21 protein-coding genes are annotated in these 22,066 nt (G+C 71.6%); 10 read left to right on the top strand and 11 right to left on the bottom strand.

The features are described 5' to 3' along the window. Window positions 1-73: 73 nt before the first annotated feature. From ZF1_RS21225 to cofC, 3 genes are all read right to left on the bottom strand, one after another. A complete protein-coding gene (locus ZF1_RS21225; RefSeq protein ID WP_482638181.1) occupies window positions 74-1,021 on the bottom strand; it encodes an NUDIX hydrolase in 948 nt (315 codons plus the stop codon). After that, on the bottom strand, window positions 1,021-3,402 hold the full coding sequence (locus tag ZF1_RS21220; RefSeq protein ID WP_482638180.1) for an RNA degradosome polyphosphate kinase: 2,382 nt from the start codon (window positions 3,400-3,402) through the stop codon (window positions 1,021-1,023). The genes ZF1_RS21225 and ZF1_RS21220 overlap by 1 nt, the downstream gene beginning before the upstream one ends. Window positions 3,403-3,463: 61 nt before the next feature. Continuing rightward, complete coding sequence (gene cofC / locus ZF1_RS21215; protein WP_062403655.1) at window positions 3,464-4,195, bottom strand: 2-phospho-L-lactate guanylyltransferase; 732 nt, start codon at window positions 4,193-4,195, stop codon at window positions 3,464-3,466. Window positions 4,196-4,330: 135 nt separating this feature from the next. Here cofC and ZF1_RS21210 point away from each other — a divergent pair, with 135 nt between their 5' ends. The 6 genes from ZF1_RS21210 (at window position 4,331) to ZF1_RS21185 (ending at window position 9,848) form a co-directional block, all read left to right on the top strand. Next, the gene (locus tag ZF1_RS21210) at window positions 4,331-5,050 is read left to right on the top strand and encodes a lysophospholipid acyltransferase family protein (RefSeq protein WP_073578418.1); all 720 of its coding nucleotides are present in this window, start codon (window positions 4,331-4,333) and stop codon (window positions 5,048-5,050) included. Further along, window positions 5,047-6,105: an NAD(P)H-dependent glycerol-3-phosphate dehydrogenase gene (locus tag ZF1_RS21205; protein ID WP_073578417.1), complete on the top strand. Its 1,059-nt coding sequence runs from the start codon at window positions 5,047-5,049 to the stop codon at window positions 6,103-6,105. Before ZF1_RS21210 ends, ZF1_RS21205 begins: the two co-directional genes overlap by 4 nt. Window positions 6,106-6,110: 5 nt before the next feature. Further along, a complete protein-coding gene (locus ZF1_RS21200) occupies window positions 6,111-7,223 on the top strand; it encodes a cystathionine gamma-lyase (protein WP_482638179.1) in 1,113 nt (370 codons plus the stop codon). Window positions 7,224-7,398: 175 nt separating this feature from the next. Next, window positions 7,399-7,980 carry an HNH endonuclease gene (locus ZF1_RS21195; RefSeq protein WP_476652381.1) on the top strand — a complete coding sequence of 194 codons (582 nt, stop codon included), beginning with the start codon at window positions 7,399-7,401 and terminating at the stop codon, window positions 7,978-7,980. A gap of 176 nt (window positions 7,981-8,156) precedes the next feature. Next, window positions 8,157-9,014, top strand: coding sequence for a DUF4397 domain-containing protein (locus ZF1_RS21190; protein WP_482638178.1), 858 nt, complete (start codon window positions 8,157-8,159; stop codon window positions 9,012-9,014). A 3-nt stretch (window positions 9,015-9,017) separates the two neighbouring features. Continuing rightward, entirely contained in the window at window positions 9,018-9,848 is an 831-nt protein-coding gene (locus tag ZF1_RS21185) for a class F sortase (protein WP_476652378.1), read from the top strand. 115 nt (window positions 9,849-9,963) lie between these two features. Here ZF1_RS21185 and ZF1_RS21180 read toward each other — a convergent pair whose 3' ends face one another. Then, entirely contained in the window at window positions 9,964-10,248 is a 285-nt protein-coding gene (locus ZF1_RS21180) for a hypothetical protein (protein WP_482638177.1), read from the bottom strand. Between the two features lie 272 nt (window positions 10,249-10,520). Here ZF1_RS21180 and ZF1_RS21175 point away from each other — a divergent pair, with 272 nt between their 5' ends. Further along, the gene (locus ZF1_RS21175; protein WP_482638176.1) at window positions 10,521-11,585 is read left to right on the top strand and encodes an LCP family protein; all 1,065 of its coding nucleotides are present in this window, start codon (window positions 10,521-10,523) and stop codon (window positions 11,583-11,585) included. Here ZF1_RS21175 and ZF1_RS21170 read toward each other — a convergent pair. The 7 genes from ZF1_RS21170 to ZF1_RS21140 form a co-directional block, all read right to left on the bottom strand. Next, a complete protein-coding gene (locus tag ZF1_RS21170) occupies window positions 11,548-12,768 on the bottom strand; it encodes a GNAT family N-acetyltransferase (RefSeq protein ID WP_482638175.1) in 1,221 nt (406 codons plus the stop codon). The genes ZF1_RS21175 and ZF1_RS21170 overlap by 38 nt on opposite strands. A 187-nt stretch (window positions 12,769-12,955) precedes the next feature. Then, complete coding sequence (locus ZF1_RS21165; RefSeq protein ID WP_482638174.1) at window positions 12,956-13,753, bottom strand: glucose-1-phosphate cytidylyltransferase; 798 nt, start codon at window positions 13,751-13,753, stop codon at window positions 12,956-12,958. A gap of 239 nt (window positions 13,754-13,992) precedes the next feature. Next, the gene (locus ZF1_RS21160; RefSeq protein WP_482638173.1) at window positions 13,993-14,883 is read right to left on the bottom strand and encodes a sucrase ferredoxin; all 891 of its coding nucleotides are present in this window, start codon (window positions 14,881-14,883) and stop codon (window positions 13,993-13,995) included. Beyond that, window positions 14,880-16,178 (bottom strand): cupin domain-containing protein, encoded by a 1,299-nt coding sequence (locus ZF1_RS21155; RefSeq protein ID WP_482638172.1) that lies wholly within the window; start codon window positions 16,176-16,178, stop codon window positions 14,880-14,882. Before ZF1_RS21155 ends, ZF1_RS21160 begins: the two co-directional genes overlap by 4 nt. Continuing rightward, a complete protein-coding gene (locus ZF1_RS21150) occupies window positions 16,168-16,473 on the bottom strand; it encodes a hypothetical protein (RefSeq protein ID WP_482638171.1) in 306 nt (101 codons plus the stop codon). The genes ZF1_RS21155 and ZF1_RS21150 overlap by 11 nt, the downstream gene beginning before the upstream one ends. Window positions 16,474-16,627: 154 nt before the next feature. After that, window positions 16,628-17,392, bottom strand: coding sequence for a sugar transferase (locus ZF1_RS21145; protein WP_482638170.1), 765 nt, complete (start codon window positions 17,390-17,392; stop codon window positions 16,628-16,630). Window positions 17,393-18,144: 752 nt separating this feature from the next. Then, complete coding sequence (locus ZF1_RS21140) at window positions 18,145-18,369, bottom strand: JmjC domain-containing protein (protein WP_482638169.1); 225 nt, start codon at window positions 18,367-18,369, stop codon at window positions 18,145-18,147. 46 nt (window positions 18,370-18,415) lie between these two features. Here ZF1_RS21140 and ZF1_RS21135 point away from each other — a divergent pair, with 46 nt between their 5' ends. The 3 genes from ZF1_RS21135 to ZF1_RS21125 all read left to right on the top strand — a co-directional run bounded on the left by ZF1_RS21135 (window position 18,416) and on the right by ZF1_RS21125 (window position 21,890). Beyond that, entirely contained in the window at window positions 18,416-18,682 is a 267-nt protein-coding gene (locus ZF1_RS21135; protein WP_482638168.1) for a hypothetical protein, read from the top strand. A 704-nt stretch (window positions 18,683-19,386) separates the two neighbouring features. After that, a complete protein-coding gene (locus ZF1_RS21130) occupies window positions 19,387-20,766 on the top strand; it encodes a tyrosine-protein kinase domain-containing protein (protein ID WP_482638167.1) in 1,380 nt (459 codons plus the stop codon). Further along, the gene (locus tag ZF1_RS21125; protein ID WP_482638166.1) at window positions 20,766-21,890 is read left to right on the top strand and encodes a glycosyltransferase; all 1,125 of its coding nucleotides are present in this window, start codon (window positions 20,766-20,768) and stop codon (window positions 21,888-21,890) included. The genes ZF1_RS21130 and ZF1_RS21125 overlap by 1 nt, the downstream gene beginning before the upstream one ends. Window positions 21,891-22,066: the final 176 nt, after the last annotated feature.

Here is a 22,066-nt window from a genome sequence, read left to right as displayed (position 1 = left end):
GTCGCACGGAGTGCGAGGCGCGGCGGGAGGCGCGACAGCGAGCGGGGCGGTAGGCGCGGGATGGTGGCGCGGGTCAGGAGGGCGGACGGCGGTAGTAGTCGGCCGACAGCAGGGCGCCGTCGTCGCCGAAGCCCAGGACCCAGGTGCTGGCCTTGTGCGAGGGCAGCTCGGGCTCGGGGGACCGGCCCGCGGCGGCGAGCAGGTGCCCGACGACGTCCGGGATGACCCCGCCCTGGCTGCACAGCAGCGTCACACCGGGCTGCGCCGCGAGGGTGCGGAAGCGGGCCAGGCCGTCGGCGGGGGAGACCCAGTAGCCGTGCTCACCGAGCAGCGGCTCCACGTCCGGTTCGCCCGCGCCGGACGCATGGGCGTACGGCTCGATCGTCTGGCCGCAGCGCAACGGCGGGGCGGTCGCGAGCCGGTCCGGGCCGAAGCGGTCGAGGAAGTCCGCGAGCCGGTCGGCCTGGGTGAACCCGGTACCGGACAGGGGGCGCAGGTCGTCGTCGCCCTCCCAGGCGGTCCGGCTCCCCGCCTTGGCGTGCCGCACGAGCACCACCGTCGACGACGGCGGCCCCACCCGGTCGAGCCGGTCCAGCAGGTCGGCGTCGGTCGGGCGGGTGAGGAGCGCGGCGGCCTCGTCGCGGGGCAGCCAGCGCAGGTCGTCGGTCTCGTCGGTGCCGGAGAAGCCGTGGTCGCGGACGGCCTCGGCGGCCCAGTAGTGCACGACCTTCTGGCCCTTGCCGGGCACGGCGTACGCGGTGTGGCCGAGCCGGGCGCCGAGGCGGCACCCCAGGTGCGCCTCCTCGGCGGTCTCGCGCAGCGCCGTCAGGGTCAGCGCCTCGCCCGGGTCCTGGTGCCCCTTGGGCCAGGACCAGTCGTCGTAGCGGGGGCGGTGGACCAGGGCCACCTCGACGGTGCCGTCGTCCGCGCGGCGCCACGGCACCGTCCCGGCCGCGACGACGTCGGCGATGCCCGCCGGATCGACCTCGGCGCCGTCGGTCCGGAGCTGTGCGGACAGCATCAGTCCTCGCTGCTGCCGCGACGGGAGTTCATCATCTCGACCTGGTGGTCGCGGACCCGGATGTTCTCCGAGCCCGGCGCGGGCGACGGCGACCAGGTCCCGTCCGGCCCGAGCGTCCAGCAGCGCGTCGCCGGGTCCAGGCAGGAGTCGAACATCGCGCCGAGCTGGTCGGCCAGCTTCGGGTCGGCGACCCGCAGCATGACCTCGACCCGGCGGTCCAGGTTGCGGTGCATCATGTCCGCCGAGCCGATCCAGTACTCGTCGGCCGAGCCGAAGTGCAGCACCCGGGAGTGCTCCAGGAACGGCCCGAGGATCGACCGGACGGTGATGTTCTCGCTCAGCCCGGGGCGGCCGGGCACGATCGCGCAGATGCCGCGCACCACGATGTCGACCGGCACGCCCGCCTGCGACGCCCGGTAGCAGGCGTCGATGATGGCCTCGTCGACCAGCGAGTTCGCCTTGATCTGCACCCGCGCGCCGGACTCGCCGGACAGGTGCGCCTCGATCTCGTCGTCGATGCGGCGGACGATGCCGCGGCGGATCCCATACGGCGCGACGAGCAGGCTCCGGTAGGAGGTCTGCCGCGAGTAGCCGGTGAGGGAGTTGAACAGGTCGGTGAGGTCCGCGCCGATGGTCGGGTCGGCGGTGAGCACGCCGACGTCCTCGTAGAGCCGCGCGGTCTTCGGGTTGTAGTTGCCGGTGCCGATGTGGCAGTAGCGGCGGATCTCCGACCCCTCCTGGCGCACGACCAGGCAGGTCTTGCAGTGCGTCTTGAGCCCCACCAGGCCGTAGACGACGTGCACGCCGGCCTTCTCCAGCTCGCGTGCCCAGCGGATGTTGGCCTGCTCGTCGAACCGGGCCTTGATCTCGACCAGGGCGACGACCTGCTTGCCCGCCTCGGCGGCGTCGATCAGGGCGTTGACGATCGGGGAGTCGCCGGAGGTGCGGTAGAGGGTCTGCTTGATCGCGAGCACGTTCGGGTCGGCGGCGGCCTGCTCGATGAAGCGCTGCACCGACGTCGAGAACGAGTCGTAGGGGTGGTGCACCAGCACGTCGCCCTCGCGCAGGGTCGCGAACACACTGCGCGGGGTCTCCCGCTCGGCGAAGGCCGGGTGCGTGGCGGGGCGGAACGGCTCGTCCTTCAGGTCGGGACGGTTGACCCCGTGCACCTGCCACAGGCCGGTGAGGTCGAGCAGCCCGGGGACGGTGACGACGTCGTTCGGGTCGACGTCGAGCTCGCGCAGCAGCAGCTCCAGCACGTGCTCGGACATCGTGTCGAGCACCTCGAGGCGGACCGGCGGACCGAACCGGCGCCGGGCCAGCTCGCGCTCCAGGGCCTGCAGGAGGTCCTCGTCGCGGTCCTCCTCGACCTCGAGGTCGGCGTTGCGGGTGACGCGGAACGGGTGGACCTCGGTGACCTCCATGCCGTTGAACAGGTCGCCGAGGTGCGCGGAGATGAGGTCCTCGATCGGCAGGAACGTGCACTGCCGGTTCCCGGCGCGGGTGTCGGTGTCCGGCGGGTCGACCGACACCAGCCGCGGCACGTTGTTCGGCACCTTGACCCGGGCGAACCGCTCGGTCCGGCCCTCGGGGTCGCGGACGGTCACCGCGAGGTTGAGCGACAGCCCGGAGATGTAGGGGAACGGGTGCGCCGGGTCCACCGCGAGCGGGGTGAGCACCGGGAACACCGTCTCGGTGAAGTAGTCCGACAGCCGCAGGCGCTCGGCGTCGGTCAGGTCCTCCCAGCTGCGCAGGTGGACGCCGGCCGCGTCGAGCTCGGGGAGCAGCTCATCCATGAACACCTCGGCGTGCGCCCGCGACAGCGCGCGGCTCCGCTCGGTGATCCGGGCCAGCTGCTGGCGCGGGGTCAGCCCGTCGGCGCTGCGCACGGACAGGCCGGTCTCGTCGCGGCGCTTCAGACCCGCGACCCGGACCATGTAGAACTCGTCGAGGTTGGAGGCGAAGATCGCGAGGAACTTCGCGCGCTCCAGCAGCGGCTGGCTGGAGTCCTCGGCCAGGGCCAGCACCCGGGCGTTGAAGTCGAGCCAGGACAGCTCGCGGTTGAGGTAGCGGTCCTCGGGGAGCAGCTCGGCCATCGTCGACGCCGGGGTGGTCGCCCCCGCGGGCGGCGCGATCGGGGCGGCCCCCTGGACCTGCGACGGCGCGGCGGCCGGCGGCGCGGGCGGCGTCGCGGGTCCCGACGGCACGTGCTGCTGGGACGGGATCTCCGCGGCCGGTGCCTGCTCGGCGACGCTGCGGCTCGCGGTGTGCAGCCGCCGCGACGCCGGACGCGGGGCACGGCGCGACGCCGTCCGGGGACGGCCCCCCGGGTGCGCGGAGGTGCCGTTCCGTCCGTCCAGGGTCGCCGAGTCGTCACTCACGTCGCAATTGTTTCGTACCGCTCCGCAACCGTCCACGCGGACACGGCCCCGTCCGGCGATGTCACGTACGTGGTGTGCCACACCGTCGGGCGACGGCGTCACCGGGCGGGGGACATCCGGGTGGGTGAGGTGCGGCGGGCGGCCCGTGCCGGGCGTCGACCACGGCCCGGGTCCACACCCCCACCCCGAGGGCGACGGCGTCGTCGAGGTCGGCGGCGGTGTCGACGTCGCGCCGCAGACCGGGACGGACACCGGGCAGCGGGCGTGCCCCGGAGGCGCTGTGCCGGGCGGCCGAGCCGCGGCCGAAGTGCGGGTCGAGGTCGTGGCCCGGCGCGACGAGCAGCAGCGTGGTGCCCTCGCCGGGGGCGTCGGGCTGGAAGGCGCGGGTCGCGCCGGCGGCGAACAGCACGGCGGCCGCGGCGACGGCGTCGTCGAGCTCGGCCGGGCGCAGCGCGGGCAGGTCGGCCTGCAGCGCCCCCAGCGCGGCGTGCGGGTCGCGCGAGCGCAGCAGCGCGGCACCGTGGCGCAGCGCGCCGTTGAGCCGGCGGCCGGGGTCGGTGACGACCTCCGCGCCGAGCGCGCCGACCTCCATCGCCACCGCCGGGTCCGAGGAGATCACCAGCACGTGCCGGACCGCCGTCGCGGCGACGGCGGCGGCCACCGTGTCGCGGGCCAGGGCCAGCGCGAGCCGCTGGTGCGCGTCGAGATCACCCACCCCGCCGTCGGCGGCGCCGCGCAGCCGGGTCTTGGCGCGGGGCAGCGGTTTCACCGGTACGACCAGGTCCACCCGCAGGGTCACGGCCCCAGTCTGGCACCCCGCGTGACACCGTGGGGCCTCTGTGGGGAGACTCCACGGACGAGATCCGGATCATCCCGATCCGCGACGACCCCACGACCCGCCACCGAGGCGGGCAGGAGGAGGCCGCCGGTGGCACGCGAGAAGGGCGGATTCTGGGTCGGTTTCGCCGTCCCGTTCTTCTACTCGATCGGCTGGCTCACCGGCCGGCCGCGCTACCAGGGCCGTGAGCACCTCCCGGCCCGGGGCGGCGCGCTGCTGGTCGGCAACCACATCTCGCACCTGGACCCGATCCACACCGGGACCTACGTGCACAGCGCGGGGCGGGTGCCCCGGTTCCTGGCCAAGAGCAGCCTGTGGCAGGTGCCGGTGCTCGGGCAGGTGCTGCGCGGCTCGGGGCAGATCCCGGTCTACCGCGACTCGGCCGACGCCCAGCAGAGCCTGGCCGCCGGGACGCAGGCCCTGGCCGACGGCAAGATCGTCATCATCTACCCGGAGGGCACCATCACCCGCGACCCCGACGGGTGGCCGATGCGCTCGCGCACCGGCGTCGCGCGGATGGCGCTGGCCTCGGACGTGCCGGTCATCCCGATGGTGCACTGGGGGACCCGCGAGGTCCTGAACGGCTACGAGAAGAAGTTCCGCCCGCTGCCGCGCACCGACGTCGTGCTGCGCGCGGGGGACCCGGTGGACCTGAGCGCCTACCGCGGGCGCCCGCTGGACGCCCACATCCTGCGCGAGGTCACCGACCTGATCATGGGACGGGTGCGGGAGCTGCTCGCCGAGGTCCGCGACGAGGACGCGCCGGAGGAGTTCTACCGCCGCCGCCCGGAGAGCGAGGCGGGCCGATGAGCGTCCCCCCGGCCCCGTCGTTCGGGGAGCGTCCGGTCAACGAACCCGTGCACTCGATCCACCGCGTCGCCGTGCTCGGCGCGGGCAGCTGGGGCACCGCGTTCGCGAAGGTCCTCGGCGACGCCGGCCGCGACGTGCGGCTGTGGGCCCGCCGGGCGGAGGTGGCCGAGGCGATCAACGCCGACCGGCGCAACCCCGACTACCTGTCCGACGTCGCGCTGCCGGACACGCTGCGGGCCACCCACGACGCGGCCGAGGCCCTCGACGGGGCCGACGCGGTGATCCTCGCGGTGCCGTCGCAGTCGCTGCGCGACAACCTGGAGCGCTGGCGGGACCTGGTCCCGGCCGGGGTCACCCTCACCAGCCTGGCCAAGGGCGTCGAGCTGGGGACGCTCAAGCGGATGACCGAGGTCATCGACGACGTCACCGGCGTCGGGGTGGACCGGCTCGCCGTGGTGTCCGGGCCGAACCTGGCCGCGGAGATCGCCCACGAGCAGCCGACGGCCACCGTCATCGCGTGCGAGGACCACGACCGTGCGGTGGCGCTGCAGACCGCCTGTGCGACCGGTTACTTCCGCGCCTACACCAACACCGACGTCGTCGGGGCGGAGCTGGGCGGGGCGGGCAAGAACGTCATCGCGCTGGCCGTCGGCGTCGCGTCCGGGATGGGTCTGGGCGACAACTCGCGGGCGTCGCTGATCACCCGCGGGCTGGCCGAGATGTCCCGGCTCGGGATGGCGCTCGGTGCCTCGCCGCTGACCTTCGCCGGCCTGGCCGGCATGGGCGACCTGGTGGCGACGTGCAGCTCCCCGCTGTCGCGCAACCGCACCTTCGGCGAGCAGCTCGGCCGCGGCGCGAGTCTCGCCGAGGCGGAGAAGGCCAACCACGGTCAGGTCGCCGAGGGCGTGAAGTCCTGCCTGTCGATCTGCGAGCTCGGTGAGCGCGCCGGGGTGGAGCTGCCCATCGCCGACGCGGTGCGCCGGGTCTGCCACGAGGGCATGACCGCCCACCAGATGGCCAAGGAGCTGATCTCCCGGGCCCCGAAGCCGGAGTGAACCCCATGCTCGGAGACGGCACCCGCTGCGTGCGCGGCGGGGAGCACGACGCCCACGCCGTCGGCGATCCGGTGCACCGCGGGCCGGTGCTGACCAGCACGTACCACCTCGGGCGCCCGGAGGAGGCCGACCCGGGCGCGGACTTCTACGCCCGCGCGGACAACCCGACGTGGCGGCAGTTCGAGGCCGCCGTCGGCGAGCTCGACGGCGGGCCGTGCACGGTGTTCCCGTCCGGGATGGCCGCGATCGCCGCGGTCCTGCGCGCCTTCACCGGTACCGGGCGCGGCGTGCTGCTGCCCAGCGACGGCTACTACGTCGCGCGCCTGCTCGCCGACGAGGAGCTCGCCCCGCTCGGGGTGCCGGTCGCCTACTGCGCGACCGCGGGCGACTGGGCCTCGGCGATCGCCCGGCACCGGCCCGCACTGGTGATGCTGGAGACGCCGTCGAACCCCGGCCTGGAGGTCTGCGACGTCGCCGCGGTCGCCGCCGCCGCGCACGCGGCCGGTGCGGTCGTCGCCGTCGACAACACCACGTGCACCCCGCTCGGGCAGCAGCCGCTCGCGCTCGGGGCGGACCTCGTCGTCGCCAGCGACACCAAGGCGCTGTCCGGGCACGGGGACCTGCTGCTCGGGCACGTGTCCGCGGCCGACCCGGTGCACCACGAGCGGGTCCGCGCCTTCCGCACCCGCGGCGGCGCGATCGCCGGGCCGATGGAGACCTGGCTGGCGCTGCGCGGGCTCGGCACCCTGGACCTGCGGCTGGCCCGGCAGGCCGAGAACGCCCGCGCGCTCGCCGTCGCGCTGCGGGAGACCCCGGGCGTGCACGACGTGCGCTGGCCCGGGCTGGCCGACGACCCGTCGCACGTGCTCGCCCGGACCCAGATGCGGCGCTGGAACGGGATCCTGCGGTTCACCCTCGCCGACACCCACGCCGTCTCGGACTTCCTGGCCGCCACGACGCTGGTCGACTCGGCGACGAGCTTCGGTGGGCTGCGCACCGCCGCGGACCGGCGGGCGCGCTGGGGCGACGCGGTGCCGGACGGTCTGGTGCGGCTGTCCTGCGGGGTCGAGGACACCGACGACCTCCTCGCCGACGTGATCGGCGCACTCGGGGGCTGATCCGCGCCGCGGAACCGACGGGACACCCGGCGTCGGTCCGTCTATCACACTCGCGTAACCCGGCTTCCGTATGGTCGACTACATCCGGACCTCGAGCGTTCGCGGAGGTGGTCGCGTGCCGTACCGACAACCCGTCCCCGGTGGTGCCGAGATGATCTCGGGTGGAGATCTGCGGATGGTCGATCCGCTCCCCGACGATCCCGTCCCGGCACCCGGGACCGAGCCGCCGACCACGGCTCACGTCCCGGTGGGGTCCCGGGTCCTGCTCCTCAACGCCAGCTTCGAACCGCTGGCCGTGGTGACGTCCAAACGTGCCATCTGCCTGCTGCTCTCCGGCAAGGCGGAATGCCTCCAGGAAGCTCTGGAGGGTGCCGAGTTCCGCTCGGAGAACCTCGCGCTCCCCGCACCCTCGGTCCTGCGCCTGTCGCGCTACGTCCGGGTGCCCTACCGCCGTTCGGTCCCGATGACCCGGGCCGGGGTGCTGCGGCGCGACTGCCGCCGCTGCGCCTACTGCGGCAAGCGGGCCGACACGATCGACCACGTGGTCCCGCGCAGCCGCGGCGGCGCGCACACCTGGGAGAACTGCGTCGCCGCCTGCAAGGCCTGCAACTCGCGCAAGGCGGACCGGCTGATCGAGGAGATCGGCTGGACACTGGGGACGACACCGGCGCCACCGCCCCGTACGGGTGCCGGGGTGCTGGTGCTGGCGGTGGAGCCGTTGCCCGCGTGGGAGCCGTGGTTGGCCTCGGTCGCATGACATGACCGCGCACAACTGAATACGGGCTGTCACGCCCCTGGGGATCCGTTCACCATTCTGGGTAACCTGCCATCGCCAAGATCGTTGATCTCAGGAGCGAAGCAGCCGGGGCCCGGATACCGGCCTGGACGGAGGAGCCCTCGATGGACGGGCGGAGGCGGCGCGCACGGATCGCCGTGTTGGTCGGATCCCTGCTGTTCGCGACGGCCGTGGCGCTGTCCGTCGTGCCGGTGGCGAACGCGTCGCCACCGGCCGGTCGGCTGCGGCTCGGCCACCTCGCGCCGTCGGTCGGCGCCGTCGAGGCCCGGATCGAGGGCCCGGACGGTGCCGCATCGTCGCCGCGCCTGGCGGCGCCGGACGTGCGCTACGGGACCGTCTCGGGCTACCTCGACCTCGCCGCCGGGCAGTACACGGTGTCGATGCACGCGGTCGGGAGCGGTCCGGACTCTCCGGCCCTGATCTCGGCACCGGTCCGCGTCGACACCGGAGCCTCGCGGTCGTTGTTCTTCTTCGACAGTGCGCCGGAGGGACGGCCGAAGGGGCGGGTCGTCGACGACGACGTGGCGGCCCCGGGTGCGGGTCTCGGCCGGGTGAGGCTCGTCCAGGCCGCCCACGCCGGGTCCCTGCTGGAGGCGCAGGCGGTGGGTGGTCCCCGTCTCGCCACCGATCTCGGCTACGGGACGGTGACCGGGTACGCGACCGTCGACGCGCGGACCTGGGACGTGCGTCTGGCCAGCGATGGCAGGACCGAGGACGCCACGCTCCCCGTCGGGCCGGGCTCGGTGAGCACCGTGGTCGTGACGTCCGCCGCCGACGGCGCCCTGACGGTGCAGTCGCTCGTCGACCGGCCAGGTGTCACCGCGGCCACCGGAGGGAGCGCGGCGGCGCCGGTGATCCCGCGGGGCGGTGTGCCCGCGGGTGCCGGCGGCGCGTCGGACGGGCCGGGTGTCCTCCCGCTGCTCCTGGCCCTGCCGGCGGCCCCGGTGCTGGCCTACGGGATGACCGTCCTGGGTGCGGCCCGCCGCCGGAGGTGACCGGTGTCCCCCGAGCACTCCCGTCCGGCCGGTCCGCCGCCGGCCGACCCGGTCCACCTCGACGCCGACGGTGCGCCGTGGCGCGCCCCGATGCGGACCCCGGTCGGACCTGCGTGGAGTCCGCCACTGGTCACGCGGCCCGGCCCCGTCGAGCGCGCGCGCCGGCTCGTGGCCGTGGTCCGTCCCGAACCGGTGCCGTCCGGCCCCGCGGCGCGCGCGGCGGCCGTGGCTGCCCTGCTCGCCCTCCCGCTGCTGCCCGTCCTGCTCGGAGATCCCGATCCGCCCGTCGCCCCGGCCGGGGAGGCGGTGCGTGTCGCCGGCCCGCCGGCCGCCCCGGTCGGCCGGGTCGCGGCGTCGTCGCCGCCGTCGTCCGCGCCGCGCGCCCGCCCGGTCGCGCCGCCGTCCGGGCTCGTGGTGCCCGCGATCGGGCTGCGCGCGGGGTCTCCGGAGCAGTTGACGATCGGACCGGACGGTGCGCTCGGTGCGCCCGCCGATTTCGACCGCATCGGTTTCTGGACCGGTGGGCCGACCCCGGGGCAGGCGGGACCGGCGGTGATCGTCGGCCACGTCGACTCGTTCCGCGGGCCCGCGGTGTTCTGGCGGCTGCAGGAGATCCCGGTCGGCGCGACGGTCACCGTTCCCCGGACCGACGGGCGGTCGACGACGTTCACGGTCGACCGGATCGAGGTCTACCCGAAGGACCGGTTCCCGTCCGACGAGGTGTACGGACCGACGGCGAACGCGCAGCTGCGTCTCATCACCTGTGGCGGATCGTTCGACCGGGCCGCGCGTTCCTACCGGGAGAACGTCGTGGTCTTCGCGTCGGTGCACTGACCGGTATCCGCACCGGCCGGCGCACCCGGACGTACAGGAGCCCCTGCCGTTCCGAACGGCAGGGGCTCCCGTGTGCGTCCCGCGGGCGGACCGTCCGCGGGACGGCGGCCACGGGTCAGCGGCGACGCAGCAGCGCCGAGGTGAGGCGGGCGGCCCGGCCGGCAGCACGCCCGGCACCGGCACCGGTGCGTGCGCGGAAGGCCCGGCAGCTGACGCCGCAGACTCCGCAGTCGGTGCCGGCGCGATAGTGCTCGTGCGCGTCGCGCTCGTGGCCGCAGCGGCAGAGCCCGGCGCCGGCCGGGACGGTGGCGACGGGCGGCGGCCCGGCGTCCTCGGCGGCGGCGCGGGGCGCCGGGATCGCCGCGACGGTGGCGGCCGGGATGTCGGGCGTGACGCTCATCGGGTCTCCTGTTCGGTCCGCGACGGCCGTGCGGCCGTTCTGTCCCTGGATTCGCCTGGGCCGTGCGGACCATTAGCGTGAGGGCCACCGGTTCCACAGATGTGATGAGGTCTGGCGTATCCGACGTTGCGCTGAGTGCCTTCCGGGGCCTTGATCTGCAGCGATTCATCACGTTGCGTACAACCGACGGGGTGGCCGCGGGTTCCGCGGTAACGCCGGTCGCCGCCGGACGACGAACCGGGTGAACCGATCCGGATCATCCAGGAGACCTGATGCGCGACGCCGTACCCCCGACCCGGCACGACGACGTCGTGCCCGGCCTGCAGACGGGGCGACCCGGCCGCCGGGGCCGTCGCGTGCTCGTGGCGTTGCTCGCCGTCGTACTGGTACTGCTGCTCGCCGTGGCGGGCGCCGTCGCGTACCTGACCTCCAGCATCGGCGGAGGCATCTCCCGCATCCCCGACGCGTTCCGCGGCATCGACGCGGGAAGCCGCCCGGCGTCGTTCGGCGGCACGACGTTCCTGCTCGTCGGGACGGACTCGCGCTCCTCGGAGCCCACCACCGGCGTCGACGCCACTCCGGGGGTCGACGCGGGATCGCAGCGCTCCGACGTCATCATGCTCGGCACCCTGGCTCCGGACGGGGAGCACGGCAGCGTCGTGTCCATCCCGCGCGACTCCTGGGTCGAGATCCCGGGCCGCGGCACGAACAAGATCAACGCCGCGTACGCGTTCGGTGGTGCACCGCTGCTCATCGAGACCGTCGAGAACCTGACCGGGGTGCGGGTCGACCACTTCGGCGTCATCGACTTCGCCGGGTTCACCTCGCTGGTCGACTCGGTCGGCGGGATCGACGTGACGGTCGCGCGGGCCACGAGCAACGCCGGGGTGGACTTCACCGCGGGGGAGAACCACCTCGACGGGGGCGAGGCCCTGGCCTACGTCCGGCAGCGCTACGGCCTGCCGAACGGCGACATCGACCGTGCGGCGCGCCAGCAGAACGCGATCAGGGCGCTGCTGGAGAAGGTCCAGGAGAAGGCGAGCACGGACCCGGCCGCGCTCTACGCTTTCGCCACCAGCGTCGGCGATGCGGTGAGCGTCGACGACTCGTTGTCGAACACGGGGCTGGTGCAGCTGGCACTGGAGAACCGGAACCTGCGCGGGTCGGGGGTGGCCTTCGTGACGGCGCCGGTCGCCGGTCTGGGTCGGGAGGGCGCGCAGTCGGTCGTCTACCTCGACGGGCGTGCCGCGGATCTGTGGGATGCGGTGCGCAACGGAACGGTGGCGCAGTACGCGGACCTCAACCCGACCGAGGCACTCGGCGGGACCCCGTCCTAGCGCGCACGGCCCGGACGAGGCCCACCGGCCCGTCACCGCGCCACCGGCGGACCGCCTCGCCGAGCACTCGGTGCAGGGTCCCCCCGGCGATACGCCGTCGCAGTGCGGCACGGGCGCGGGCCGCGGTCACCAGGGCCAGGACCGGCACGGACCGGCGTGCGATGAGCAGCGCCCGTTCCTGGTGGATGGGTACGGCCCGCCAGCGCCGCTTGTACGGCTCGTCCCCGCGGAGCATGTCCAGTGACGCGAGGTCCCGCTCGGCCACCACCTCGATCCCGCGCCGGATGGTGAGCGCCGCGACGTCGACGTCGGCGCGCAGGGCCGGATCGGCCCCGACGAGGTAGCTGTGCACGGATCGGCCGCCGAGCAGGAGAAGCTCGGCCGCTACCGGACGCCCGTCGCGGTGGTACAGGTCGATCTGGGCGGCGCCCGCTCGGGCGAGGCCGGGCACGGCGTCGGTGAGCAGCCCGCGGAAGCGGTGCGCGTGGTGCTCCGGGTTGATCGCACGCCCGGCCCACTGGCGGTGGTGGAGCTCGAGGAGGGTGTCCACGGCGCGGGGAAGGTCCTCGGCCGGTGCGGCGGCGCAGGTGATGCCGGACCGTTCCGCGGTACGCAGCCGGCGGCGCAGGTACTTCGGGGCGGGACCGGCGGCGAGCATGTCGTCGACGGTCCGGTGGGGGATCTCCGGGCACACCGAGGCGGGGGTACGGACCGTCCGTCCCGGCCACACCGCGGCGAGCACGGACGCGACGCTGCCCTCCCGGATCTCGGGTAGGTCCATCACGTGCCAGTCGCGCACGGCGAGCAGTGCGTCGGCGAGGTACGGCACGGCCGGCCCGCGGTGGGTGTCGTCGGCGAGGAACTCCGTGACGTCGGACAGACCGCGGCCCACGGGAGCGAGCCGCCGTACACCGCCCCGCCGTTCGGTGAAGACCGCGGCGCCCGCGACGAGCAGACCGTCGCGCCGCACCGTGACCAGGCAGGGTTCGCCGGCCGGGCCGTAGTGCTGCCACCACGCCCTCAGCCAGGCACTGCGCTGGAACGGGGTGGCGGTGGCGCAGCGGTCGACGAGGTCGTCCCACTCGGCGGCGACGGAGTCGAGCCCGTCGAGCCCGGTGAGATGACCGATGACCCACCGGGGAGCGGCGCCGCGTGCGGCCGTGGGCCGCGACGGGCCGGTCACGGCGCCGCCAGGACGGGGGCGTCGTCGGCCGGGTGGTGGCGCGGACGCCGGGACCGGATGCCCATGTGCATCCGGTTCCCGTACGCGCTGGGTGTGTCGGTCACGGTCGTCCGTCCGTCGGCGCAGGGTTACGCCGACGACCTCGTCGAGTGGGTGGAAACTGTTACTTCGTCCGTTTCGGGACCGGTCAGGCCCAGATCTTCCAGGGCGCCTCGCCGCGCGCCCACAGGCTGTTGAGGTACTCGAAGTCCTTGAAGGTGTCCATCGCCGACCAGAAGTCCTCGTGGCGGTGCACGTTGAGCTGCCCGTCGCGGGCCAGGCGCTGCAGCGGCTCGTGCTCGAGCCACACGCCGTCGTCGCCGGGCTCGCCGAGGTAGGTGTCGAGGAACTCGCGGCGGAAGGCGAAGTACCCGCCGGAGACGAAGCCGGTGACCTGGGTGGGCTTCTCGTTGAACTCCACGACCCGGTCGCCCTCGACGTTCATCTCGCCGAACTTCGACGTCGGGTGCACCCCGGTGACGGTGCCGATCTTCCCGGACTGCTCGTGCTCCTTGGCCAGCGCGGTGATGTCGACGGTGCCGACGCCGTCGCCGTAGGTCAGGAAGAAGTTGTCGGTGTCGACGTAGGGGGCGATGGTGCGCACCCGGGAGCCGGTGGCGGCCTCCAGCCCGGTCTCGGCGAAGGTGATCTCCCAGTCCTCGTCGACGCCGTTGTGGAAGTCGATGCGGTGCCGGTCGGACATGGACAGCGTGAAGTCCGCCGAGCGTGCCCGGTAGTCGAGGAAGTACTCCTTGATCGCCCAGCTCTTGTACCCCAGGCACAGGATGAAGCGCCGGAAGCCGTGCTCCCGGTAGGTCTTCATGATGTGCCAGACGATCGGCCGGTCACCGATCTCGACCATCGCCTTGGGCAGGCTCTCCGATGCCTCGCGGATGCGGGTGCCCTTGCCTCCGCAGAGGATGACGACGGGGGTCTGGGGGTCCATGGGGGTGTTCCGTTCCTTCGTGGGGAGCGTGGTGGGGCGACGGCGTCGTAGTGGTGCAACCGAACACCACTACCGCACTGTTATCGCCGTCGGGCTGTCTCCCGCCTCACATCGGGCGACACCGGACAGCGCGGGTCGCCTCGCCACGACCTGTCCGCAGGTCATCCAGGGCTCCGGTGGGGACGGGATGATCGGCCCCGTCGTTTCCGTTTCGGAAACGACGGCCGCCCCGCCGGAGGTCAGGTGCGGGTGTCGACGAGGTCGAAGACCCGGATCCGGCCCGCCGGCCGCGCCGCACACGTCAGCGGCCGGTCCACCTCCACGAACCGTTCCCGCACCTGCACCACGCAGTCCGGGTGGTGGAACGTGACCCGCCAGGACGTGTGCCCGGGGGGCCGCCCGTCGGAGTCGACGTCCGCGACGCGCAGGTCGTCCACCCCGGTCGCGCCGGTGACGGCACGCGCGTGGTGCTGGGCGGCCTGCACGGCGGGCGGCAGCGCGGAGCGCCCCCGCAGCAGACCGGGGACGACGAGCCCGCGTCCGTACTCCCGCACGACGGCGGGCCCGTCGGCCGGGGTCACGCCGCCGTAGGTCAGGCCGTGGGGGAGCAGCACCAGGGCGGGGGCGAACCGGCAGCCGCCGATGTGGCTGCACTCCCAGGTGCCCTCGGGGTCGTCGGCGACGAGCGCGGCGGCGAGCGGCCGACCGCGGACGGCGCAGCAGGCGTCGTGGCGGCCGTGCGCGCAGACCAGCACCAGCGGGTCGCGGTGCGGGTCGCCGTCGGCGTGGACGGCGGCGGCCAGCTCGGCGGGGGAGGACCAGATGCCGGTGCGGACGTCCTCGTGCCCGGGCCGGGCGTCGACGCGGAACCAGCGCCGCCCCGGCTCGACGGTGTCGCGGTCCCGGCGCCCGGGCCGGCGCACGAGCACGACCCGCGCGCCCACCTCCCCGGCCCAGGACCCGAGCGCCGCCGCGGCGGCGGGGTCGAGCCCGGCCAGGGCCTGACGCGGCCACGGCCCGGGATGCTCGACGAGGAACCAGTGCCGCGCGGGCGGCGCAGTGCCCTCCGCCGGGTCACCGGCCGCCTCGGCGAGCTCGGCGCAGCGCTGGTACTCCCGGGCCGCGGTCACGCCGAGGCCGGGACGAGCACGCCCTCGCGCAGCAGCCGCCGGACGAGGACGATCTGGTCGTCGGCGTCCAGCCCGGGCAGGTCCCCGACGGTGTGCGTTCCGCCGCCGAGCAGGGCCGCCAGAGCGGGTGCGACGACGGCGGGCAGCGTCAGCGTCTTCTCCGCCAGTTCCAGCACGACCCGATCATCACCCGGGACGAGGCGGTGGTGCACCCCGAGACGCCGGCGCACGGTGTCCCCGGGCGCGAGATCGCGGGCGAACGCAGCGGCGGCGACCGGCCGGACCGGCTCCGGGCGCCCGCCGGACCACAACCGGCCCCGGACCCGGCGTGACACGTCCTCGGCGGGGACGGCGGCGAGGGCACCGGTCAGCGCGGCGCGGACCGCGTCGAGGTGCGGGGCGAGCTGCTCAGGGTCGGCGAGGTCGACGCCCAGCGGCAGGCTCGCGCGCAGCCGCTCGTCGGAGGCGACCAGGCCCAGCAGCGACTCGACCAGCGCGTACCGGGTCACCACGTGGACGCCGACGGTCAGGTGCGCCGAGACGTCGCCGAGTGCGGTGGCGGAGTGCAGCCAGCCGCGGGGGAGGTAGAGCACGTCACCGGGTTCGAGGACCCGGTCGATCACGGGCTCGTCGTCGCGGGCGCGGGCGGCGACGGCGTCGCCGTGGTCGCTCCAGGGCTGGCTGCGCAGCGGGTCGGTGTGGACCGGTGCGTGGACGCGCCAGTGCTTCTGCCCGGCCAGCTGCAGCACGAACACGTCGTGCACGTCGTAGTGGGCGGAGAAGCCCTGCGACTGGGGCGGGGTGATGTAGGCGTTCGCCTGCACGGGGTGGCCGAGGTCCTCGGCGAGCGCGGTGCAGAAGTCGATGACGCCGGGCCAGACGCGGTGCAGCGCCTGCAGGACGACGGTGCTGCCGTCGCCGAACAGCGCGGCGACCCTGTCGTCGCGGACCTGGTCGCCGATCTCGGCGCCCACCCCGCCCGGGCCGGTGAAGTCACCCGAGCCGACGACGGACCCGTTGCGGGCCAGCCGCAGGAACGGGGTGCGCAGCCCGCGACGGGACAGCAGCTCGTCGACGCCGTCGAGGTCGAGCAGGTCGCCGAACGCGCCGGTGTCCGCGCCGGTGCGCAGCAGCGCGGTGGTGCCCCAGTGCCGGGCGCCGAACGTGTCGGTGTCCGAGCCGACCAGCCGCGCGAGGGCGCCGTTCCCGGACGCCGCGCGCGCGCCGGCCGGCGCCGGGGTGCCCGCGGGGGGCGATCCGGCACCGGCCGTCGGCTCGCTCAGCTCAGTTCGCACCGCTGTCGGCGCCACCGTCGGCGCCGCCGTCGTGCTGGCCCGGGGTGCCCTCGCCGGCACCGGAGTCCGCGGGGCCCTCGGCGCCGGAGTCCGCGCCGCCGTCGGCGCCGCCGTCGTGCTGGCCGGGGGTGCCCTGGCCGGCGCCGGAGTCGGCCGGGCCCTCGGCGCCGGAGTCGGCGCCGCCGTCGGCGCCGCCGTCGTGCTGGCCGGGGGTGCCCTGGCCAGCGCCGGAGTCCGCGGGGCCCTCGGGGCCCGAGTCGCCGCTCGTGGTGATGTCGTCGTCGTTCAGAGCCATGGTGGTCTCCAGAGTCGGTCGGGACGGTCGGGGGGCGGCTACCCCACCGGGAGCCCGGTCATGCACGTGCTTGCGCCGGAGAACAACGACGGCGGGGGCGGTCACCGGTGCGGTGTCCGCCCCCGCCGTCGCGGAGGACCCGGGAGTCGGGTGGTCAGTAGGCGCCCCCGCCGCGGGTGACCGCACCGGCGGTGCGGGCGAGGATCTGCAGGTCGAGCATCGGGGACCAGCGCTCGACGTACTCGGCGTCGAGGCGGATGGACTCGTCCCAGGACAGGTCGCTGCGGCCGGACACCTGCCACAGGCCGGTCAGGCCGGGCTTGACTGCGAGGCGGCGTGCGGCCAGCGGGCAGTAGGCGTCGACCTCGCGGCGCAGGGCGGGGCGGGGGCCGACGAGGTGCATGGTCCCGGCGACGACGTTGAACAGCTGGGGCAGCTCGTCGAGGGAGTAGCGGCGGAGGACGCAGCCGACGCGGGTGACGCGGGGGTCGAAGCACATCTTGAACAGCGGGCCGGCGCCCTCGTTGCGGGCGGCGAGCGCGGCGAGGCGGGCCTCGGCGTCGACGACCATGGACCGGAACTTCAGCATCTCGAAGTCGCTGCCGCCGCGGCCGACGCGGGTCTGGCGGAAGAACACCGGGCCGCCGTCGAGCTTCACGGCGATCGCGACGGCGAGCATGACCGGGGCGAGCAGCAGGATCAGCAGCAGGGCGACGACGGCGTTGAGCACCGTGTAGGCGCGGCCGGCGGTGCGGCGCGGTGCGGCGGCCGGAACCGCGGTGACGACGGCGAGCTCGACGGTCCGGGTGGCCTCGTCGACGGCGGCGGCCGCGGCCTCGGTGGCCCGGGTGGCCTCGCCGACCGGGTCGGCCGTGGTGCGGGCCTGCCGGATGGTGGTGCGGTGCGCCGGTGCGGTCATCGCGTCGATCCCCCTGTGCGATCCGGGCCCTTCGGCCCTGTTCTCGATCAGGCTGTCGAGATCGAATACCCCCTCATTAACGATCTCGGGGGCAGATCGACAATCTTGACTACGTGCCGTGACCGCCGGTCAGCAGCGGGCGTCGACGAGGTCGAACACCCCGATCCGCCCGGCCGGCCTCGCGGCGCAGGTCAGGGGCCGGTCGACCGGAACGGACCGTTCCTGCATCTGCATCCACACTCCGGCGCGGGTGAACGTGACCTCTCGGCGGGAGCACCGTCGGAGGTCACCTCGCCGACGCGCAGGTCGTCCGGACCGGTCGCGCCGATGGCGAGCCGTGCGTGGTGCTGGGAGGACTGGACCGCGGGCGGCAGCGAGGAACGGCCGCGCAGCTTCCCGTGGACGACGGAGCCCGCGCGTGGTGGCGGACGATCGTGGGCGCCTCGCACGGGCCGAGGCCGCCATAGGTGAGGCAGCGGGGGAGCACCACGGAGGGGGCGCAGCGGTAGCCGCCGATGTGGCTGCACCCCCAGGTGTCGTCGGGGTCGTCGGCGACGCGCGCGGCGGTTAGCGAGTGGCGGCGACGGCATCGGTCAGCGCGCCGCGCACGGCGTCGAGGTGCGGGGCGAGCTGCGCGGGGTCGGCGAGGTCGAGGCCGAGCGGCAGGCTGGTGCGCAGACGCTCATCAGAAGCGATGAGGTTCAGGACCGATCCCGCCAGGGCGTAACGGGTGACGACGTGAAAACCGATTGTCAGATGTGCCGATACGTCCCCGAGTGCCGTCGCCCGCGCGAAAGGTACTTCACGTCGCCCGGCTCGAGGCCACGCTCAATGACCGGCTCGTCGTCCCGGGCGCGCGCCGCGACGGTGGCGCCGTGCTGCGCTCCCGGCTGGGACCGCAGCGGGTCGACGTGGACGGGCTCGTCAACGCGCCAGCGCTTGCGCCCGGCGAGCCGCAGGACGACGACGTCGTGCACGTCGTGGTGCGCGGAGAAGCCCCGCGACTGCGGGGGAGTGATGTAGGTGCTGGCCAGTACGCACGGGGTGGCCGAGGTCCTCGGCGAGCGCGGTGCAGAAGTCGACGACCGCGGGCCACGTGCGCTGCAGGCCTGCAGGACGACGGTGCTTGCGGTCGGCAAACAGCGCGGCGACGCGGTCGTCGCGGACCTGGTCGGCGATCTCCGACCCGACACCACCGGGGCCGGTGAAGCTGTGGAGTCGATCACTGACCCGTTACGCGTGAGCCTCAGAAACAGAGTCCACAGTCCCCTGCAGGACAACAGCTCGTAGACTCCGTCGAGATCGAGCAGATTGGCAGACCTTTTGCAATCGGCTGTTGCGTGGAACAGTGGCGCGGTGCCCCAGTGCTCCCCAACGAAGGCATGGACGTCCGAGCCGAGGAGACGCCCCAGTGCCCTCGTACGCGCCCGCACAGGTGAGACCCCGGCGCCGAACCCCCGTACCCAGAGACCCGGCGCCGGCCGGTGGCTCAGTGCGCTTAGTCCGCACCGACGTTGGCGCTACAGTTCTGCAGTTCCAAGGGTGTACCTGCCAGCCTCGGCTCCGCCAGCCTCTCGGCGGAGCCATCGGACTGGGCAGGCACGGTTCTCTCCCGGCGCACAAGTCGACCGAGCTCTCGGTGCTCGAGTCGACACTGCTGTCGGATCCCTTATCGGCTGGTCCGGGCCCACGCTGGAGTCGGTGGGGCCTTCGGGGCTACTGGAGATCGAGATGGCGGTGTCGTCACCGCCCACAGCTTGAGTCTCATTTGTGCGCGGAGATTGGCCAAGCGATCTTGCGATCTGGCCGTACCCCGAAACCAGTCGGTTCTCCTCGGCCACCAAGCGGGAGTCGTAGCGCTTGACGTACTGCCAGTTGGTCAAAAGTGCGGAGTCGGAGCCGCGCAAGCTCGAGCCAGTGCTGAACCTTAAAAGGCTGTTTCGTCTACGAATCTAGTAGCTTCCCGATTCTATCTTAATGGAGTACTCACCACCATGGATATCGATTCTATCGCTAAGCTTCTGCGTAGTCGCTGGAAAACCGCGGTAGCCGCATTCGTGCTAGTTGCCGCGGTAATTCTAGGTGTGTGGGTCGTCAGTCCAGCCAGCTATACGGCGACGAGCGTCTTGTATGTTTCAGCTCAAACGGTCGATACGACGAGCACAGCTTACCTGCAGTCGGCTCAGCTCTCGGCGGAACGTGTTCGCTCGTACACCGAACTAGCAACGAGTCAACGGGTGTGCGAAGCGGTCGTACAAGACGGGGCTCAGGACAGTTACTCGAGCGCCGAGGTCTGCGCAAAATTAAAGGCATCGAACCCACTCAATACGGTCCTGATAGAAATATCCGCAGTTGACAGTAATCCAGGCGCCGCGGCCAGTATCGCAGATCAAGCAGCCAACTCTGTCATCGCACTTGCCCAGGAGCTGGATTCGCCTATAGCTCCCACAAGTTCTCCGCTTCCAGTCGTGCTCAAACTGGTTCAACCGGCACAGGCTCCAACTGTGCCTTCTTCAATCGGCCTATCCGTCGCCCTTCCAATTGCGGTCTTGTCTTCGACAGTTGCGGGTCTTCTCGCAGCTATGATGCATCAGCGCCTTGATACCAAAGTTCGAGGTCGTGAGCAGTTGAGCAGAGCTGTGGATGCTCCTGTCCTGGGAGTGATTCCAGATTCCGGAGACGAGAATACGATCTCGACAGACGGCGATTCTCGGGTGCTCGAAGCGTTCCGCCGAGTACGTACTAATGTTCAGTTCATAGCGGTCGATACGAAACCCCGCATATTCGCAGTTTCAAGCTGCTTGGCCGGGGAAGGAAAGACTACCGTTGTAATCAGTTTGGCTCGGGTGCTTTCCGCCGCCGGCAGCAAAGTGCTTGTAATCGACGCAGATTTGCGCCGGCCGATGGTCGCACAACGATTAGGTCTCGAGGGCAGTGTTGGCTTGAGTACGACATTCGTGACCTCCATCAGTCCGCATCAAGCAGTTCAATCCTCCGCTTTGGGTTTCGATGTGCTCGCCAGTGGCAAATTGCCTCCGAACCCAAATGAGCTAGTCGCATCTAGCCAAATGAAAAATCTAGTTCAGCATCTGAAATCACGGTACGATTTTGTCTTGATTGATACCCCTCCTATGTTGGCCGTGGCCGACGCGTTAAGCTGCGCCGCAGTCGCCGACCAGCTGTTGGTCGTTGCTCGCTACGGGAAGAGCTCTATTAGTGATCTCACTCTTTGCAAAGAAATGATCGAAACAGCAAGGCTCGCTGTCGGAGGTTGCGTCCTGAATGGCGTGCCGCTCAAAGGCGAGTTCGCTGCGAGTGAGTACTCCCAGTACTACCAGAGCCACTACCGCAACCCTCTTCCTAGGAGCTCGTGATGCGTGCTCTGCATGTCCTGACCGTCGCCGCCTCCGACGGGTCTTACGGCGGTCCGCTCAGGGTAAGCGTGGTTCAGGCGCAAGCGTTGGGACCGCGTGGATATCAAGTTGAAGTCATTGGCGGATCTACGCGAAAGTCCGACGAGAGCCATACAATTGACGGCATTAGTGTGACAGCTTACGCGGGCCGCAAGCTCGGTCGATCGTTTGCCTCCGTAGTGAGTTTGAGGCTCTTCTTACAAGTTTTTCGACGAGTACGCCAGTTCGATATTGTGCATATACATGCGGGTCGAGACATCGTAGCTTTGGGAACAGCTCTCATCTGTGTTCTGACCTCAACTCCGTTCCTCATGCAACCGCATGGCATGATCTCTCGGTGCCAGCGACTGACCGTACGGCTCCTTGATTCTCTTATAATCAAACCGCTTCTTGGGCGAGCAGAAACAATTCTAGCTCTGACTAGCTTCGAAGAGGCAGAACTTGCCGCCATCTTCCAGCATAAGCAAATCCGGAAGATCTTCAATGCCGTGCAAGTTAAACCCATTTCGAAGTACAATATGCCTGAGAAAGATCGGAGACAACTAGACGTTCTATTCTGTAGCCGACTGCATCCACGGAAGCGTCCAGAAACTGTGGCTGAAGTGGCAGCACGACTTGACTACTTGGATCAAGTACGGTTCTCTATCGTTGGCAACGACGAAGGCTCTCTTTCAGGTCTGCAGAGTACAGTTGATCGTTTAGGTGTGCGGACTGTCATCTATGAAGGACCGTTAAACTACTCTATGGCTGCAGAGCGAATATCCCGGGCGGACATTCTTCTGCTTCCGAGCGTGAACGAACCCTTTCCAATGTGCGTTCTTGAAGCAATGGCGACTGGCGTTCCAGTTGTCATTACCGATTCCTGCGGTCTAAAACAAATTGTTTCTGAATCGAACTGCGGAATTGTATGTAGACCTGACGCGGAATCACTAGCACGAGCGGTCGAAGCGCTGTTGAATGACTCGGCACTACGGTACGAGATGGGTATCAACGGCGCGAGTGCGATAAAATCAAAGCTGTCTATTGACGCACTAGGATTACCCTTGGCGCACGCTTATCAAACCTCGATAAGGAAGCTAAATTGAGCTACCACTCAGCGAAAACTTTACCGCCCACTGCGCTGTACGCTTCAAATGTTTCACATGTTGGTAGCGTTCTTGCCGGCCTAACCCAGGCTGGCTATATGACGACGCTAGTGGGCAGAGCGGGACTGCCGAGCCGCGCGGGCGAACTTCTAAACAGCACAGCAATGGGGCGACTC

This window comes from Pseudonocardia sp. ZF1, assembly GCF_056835605.1.
This window is presented reverse-complemented; position numbering and strand designations above follow the sequence as displayed.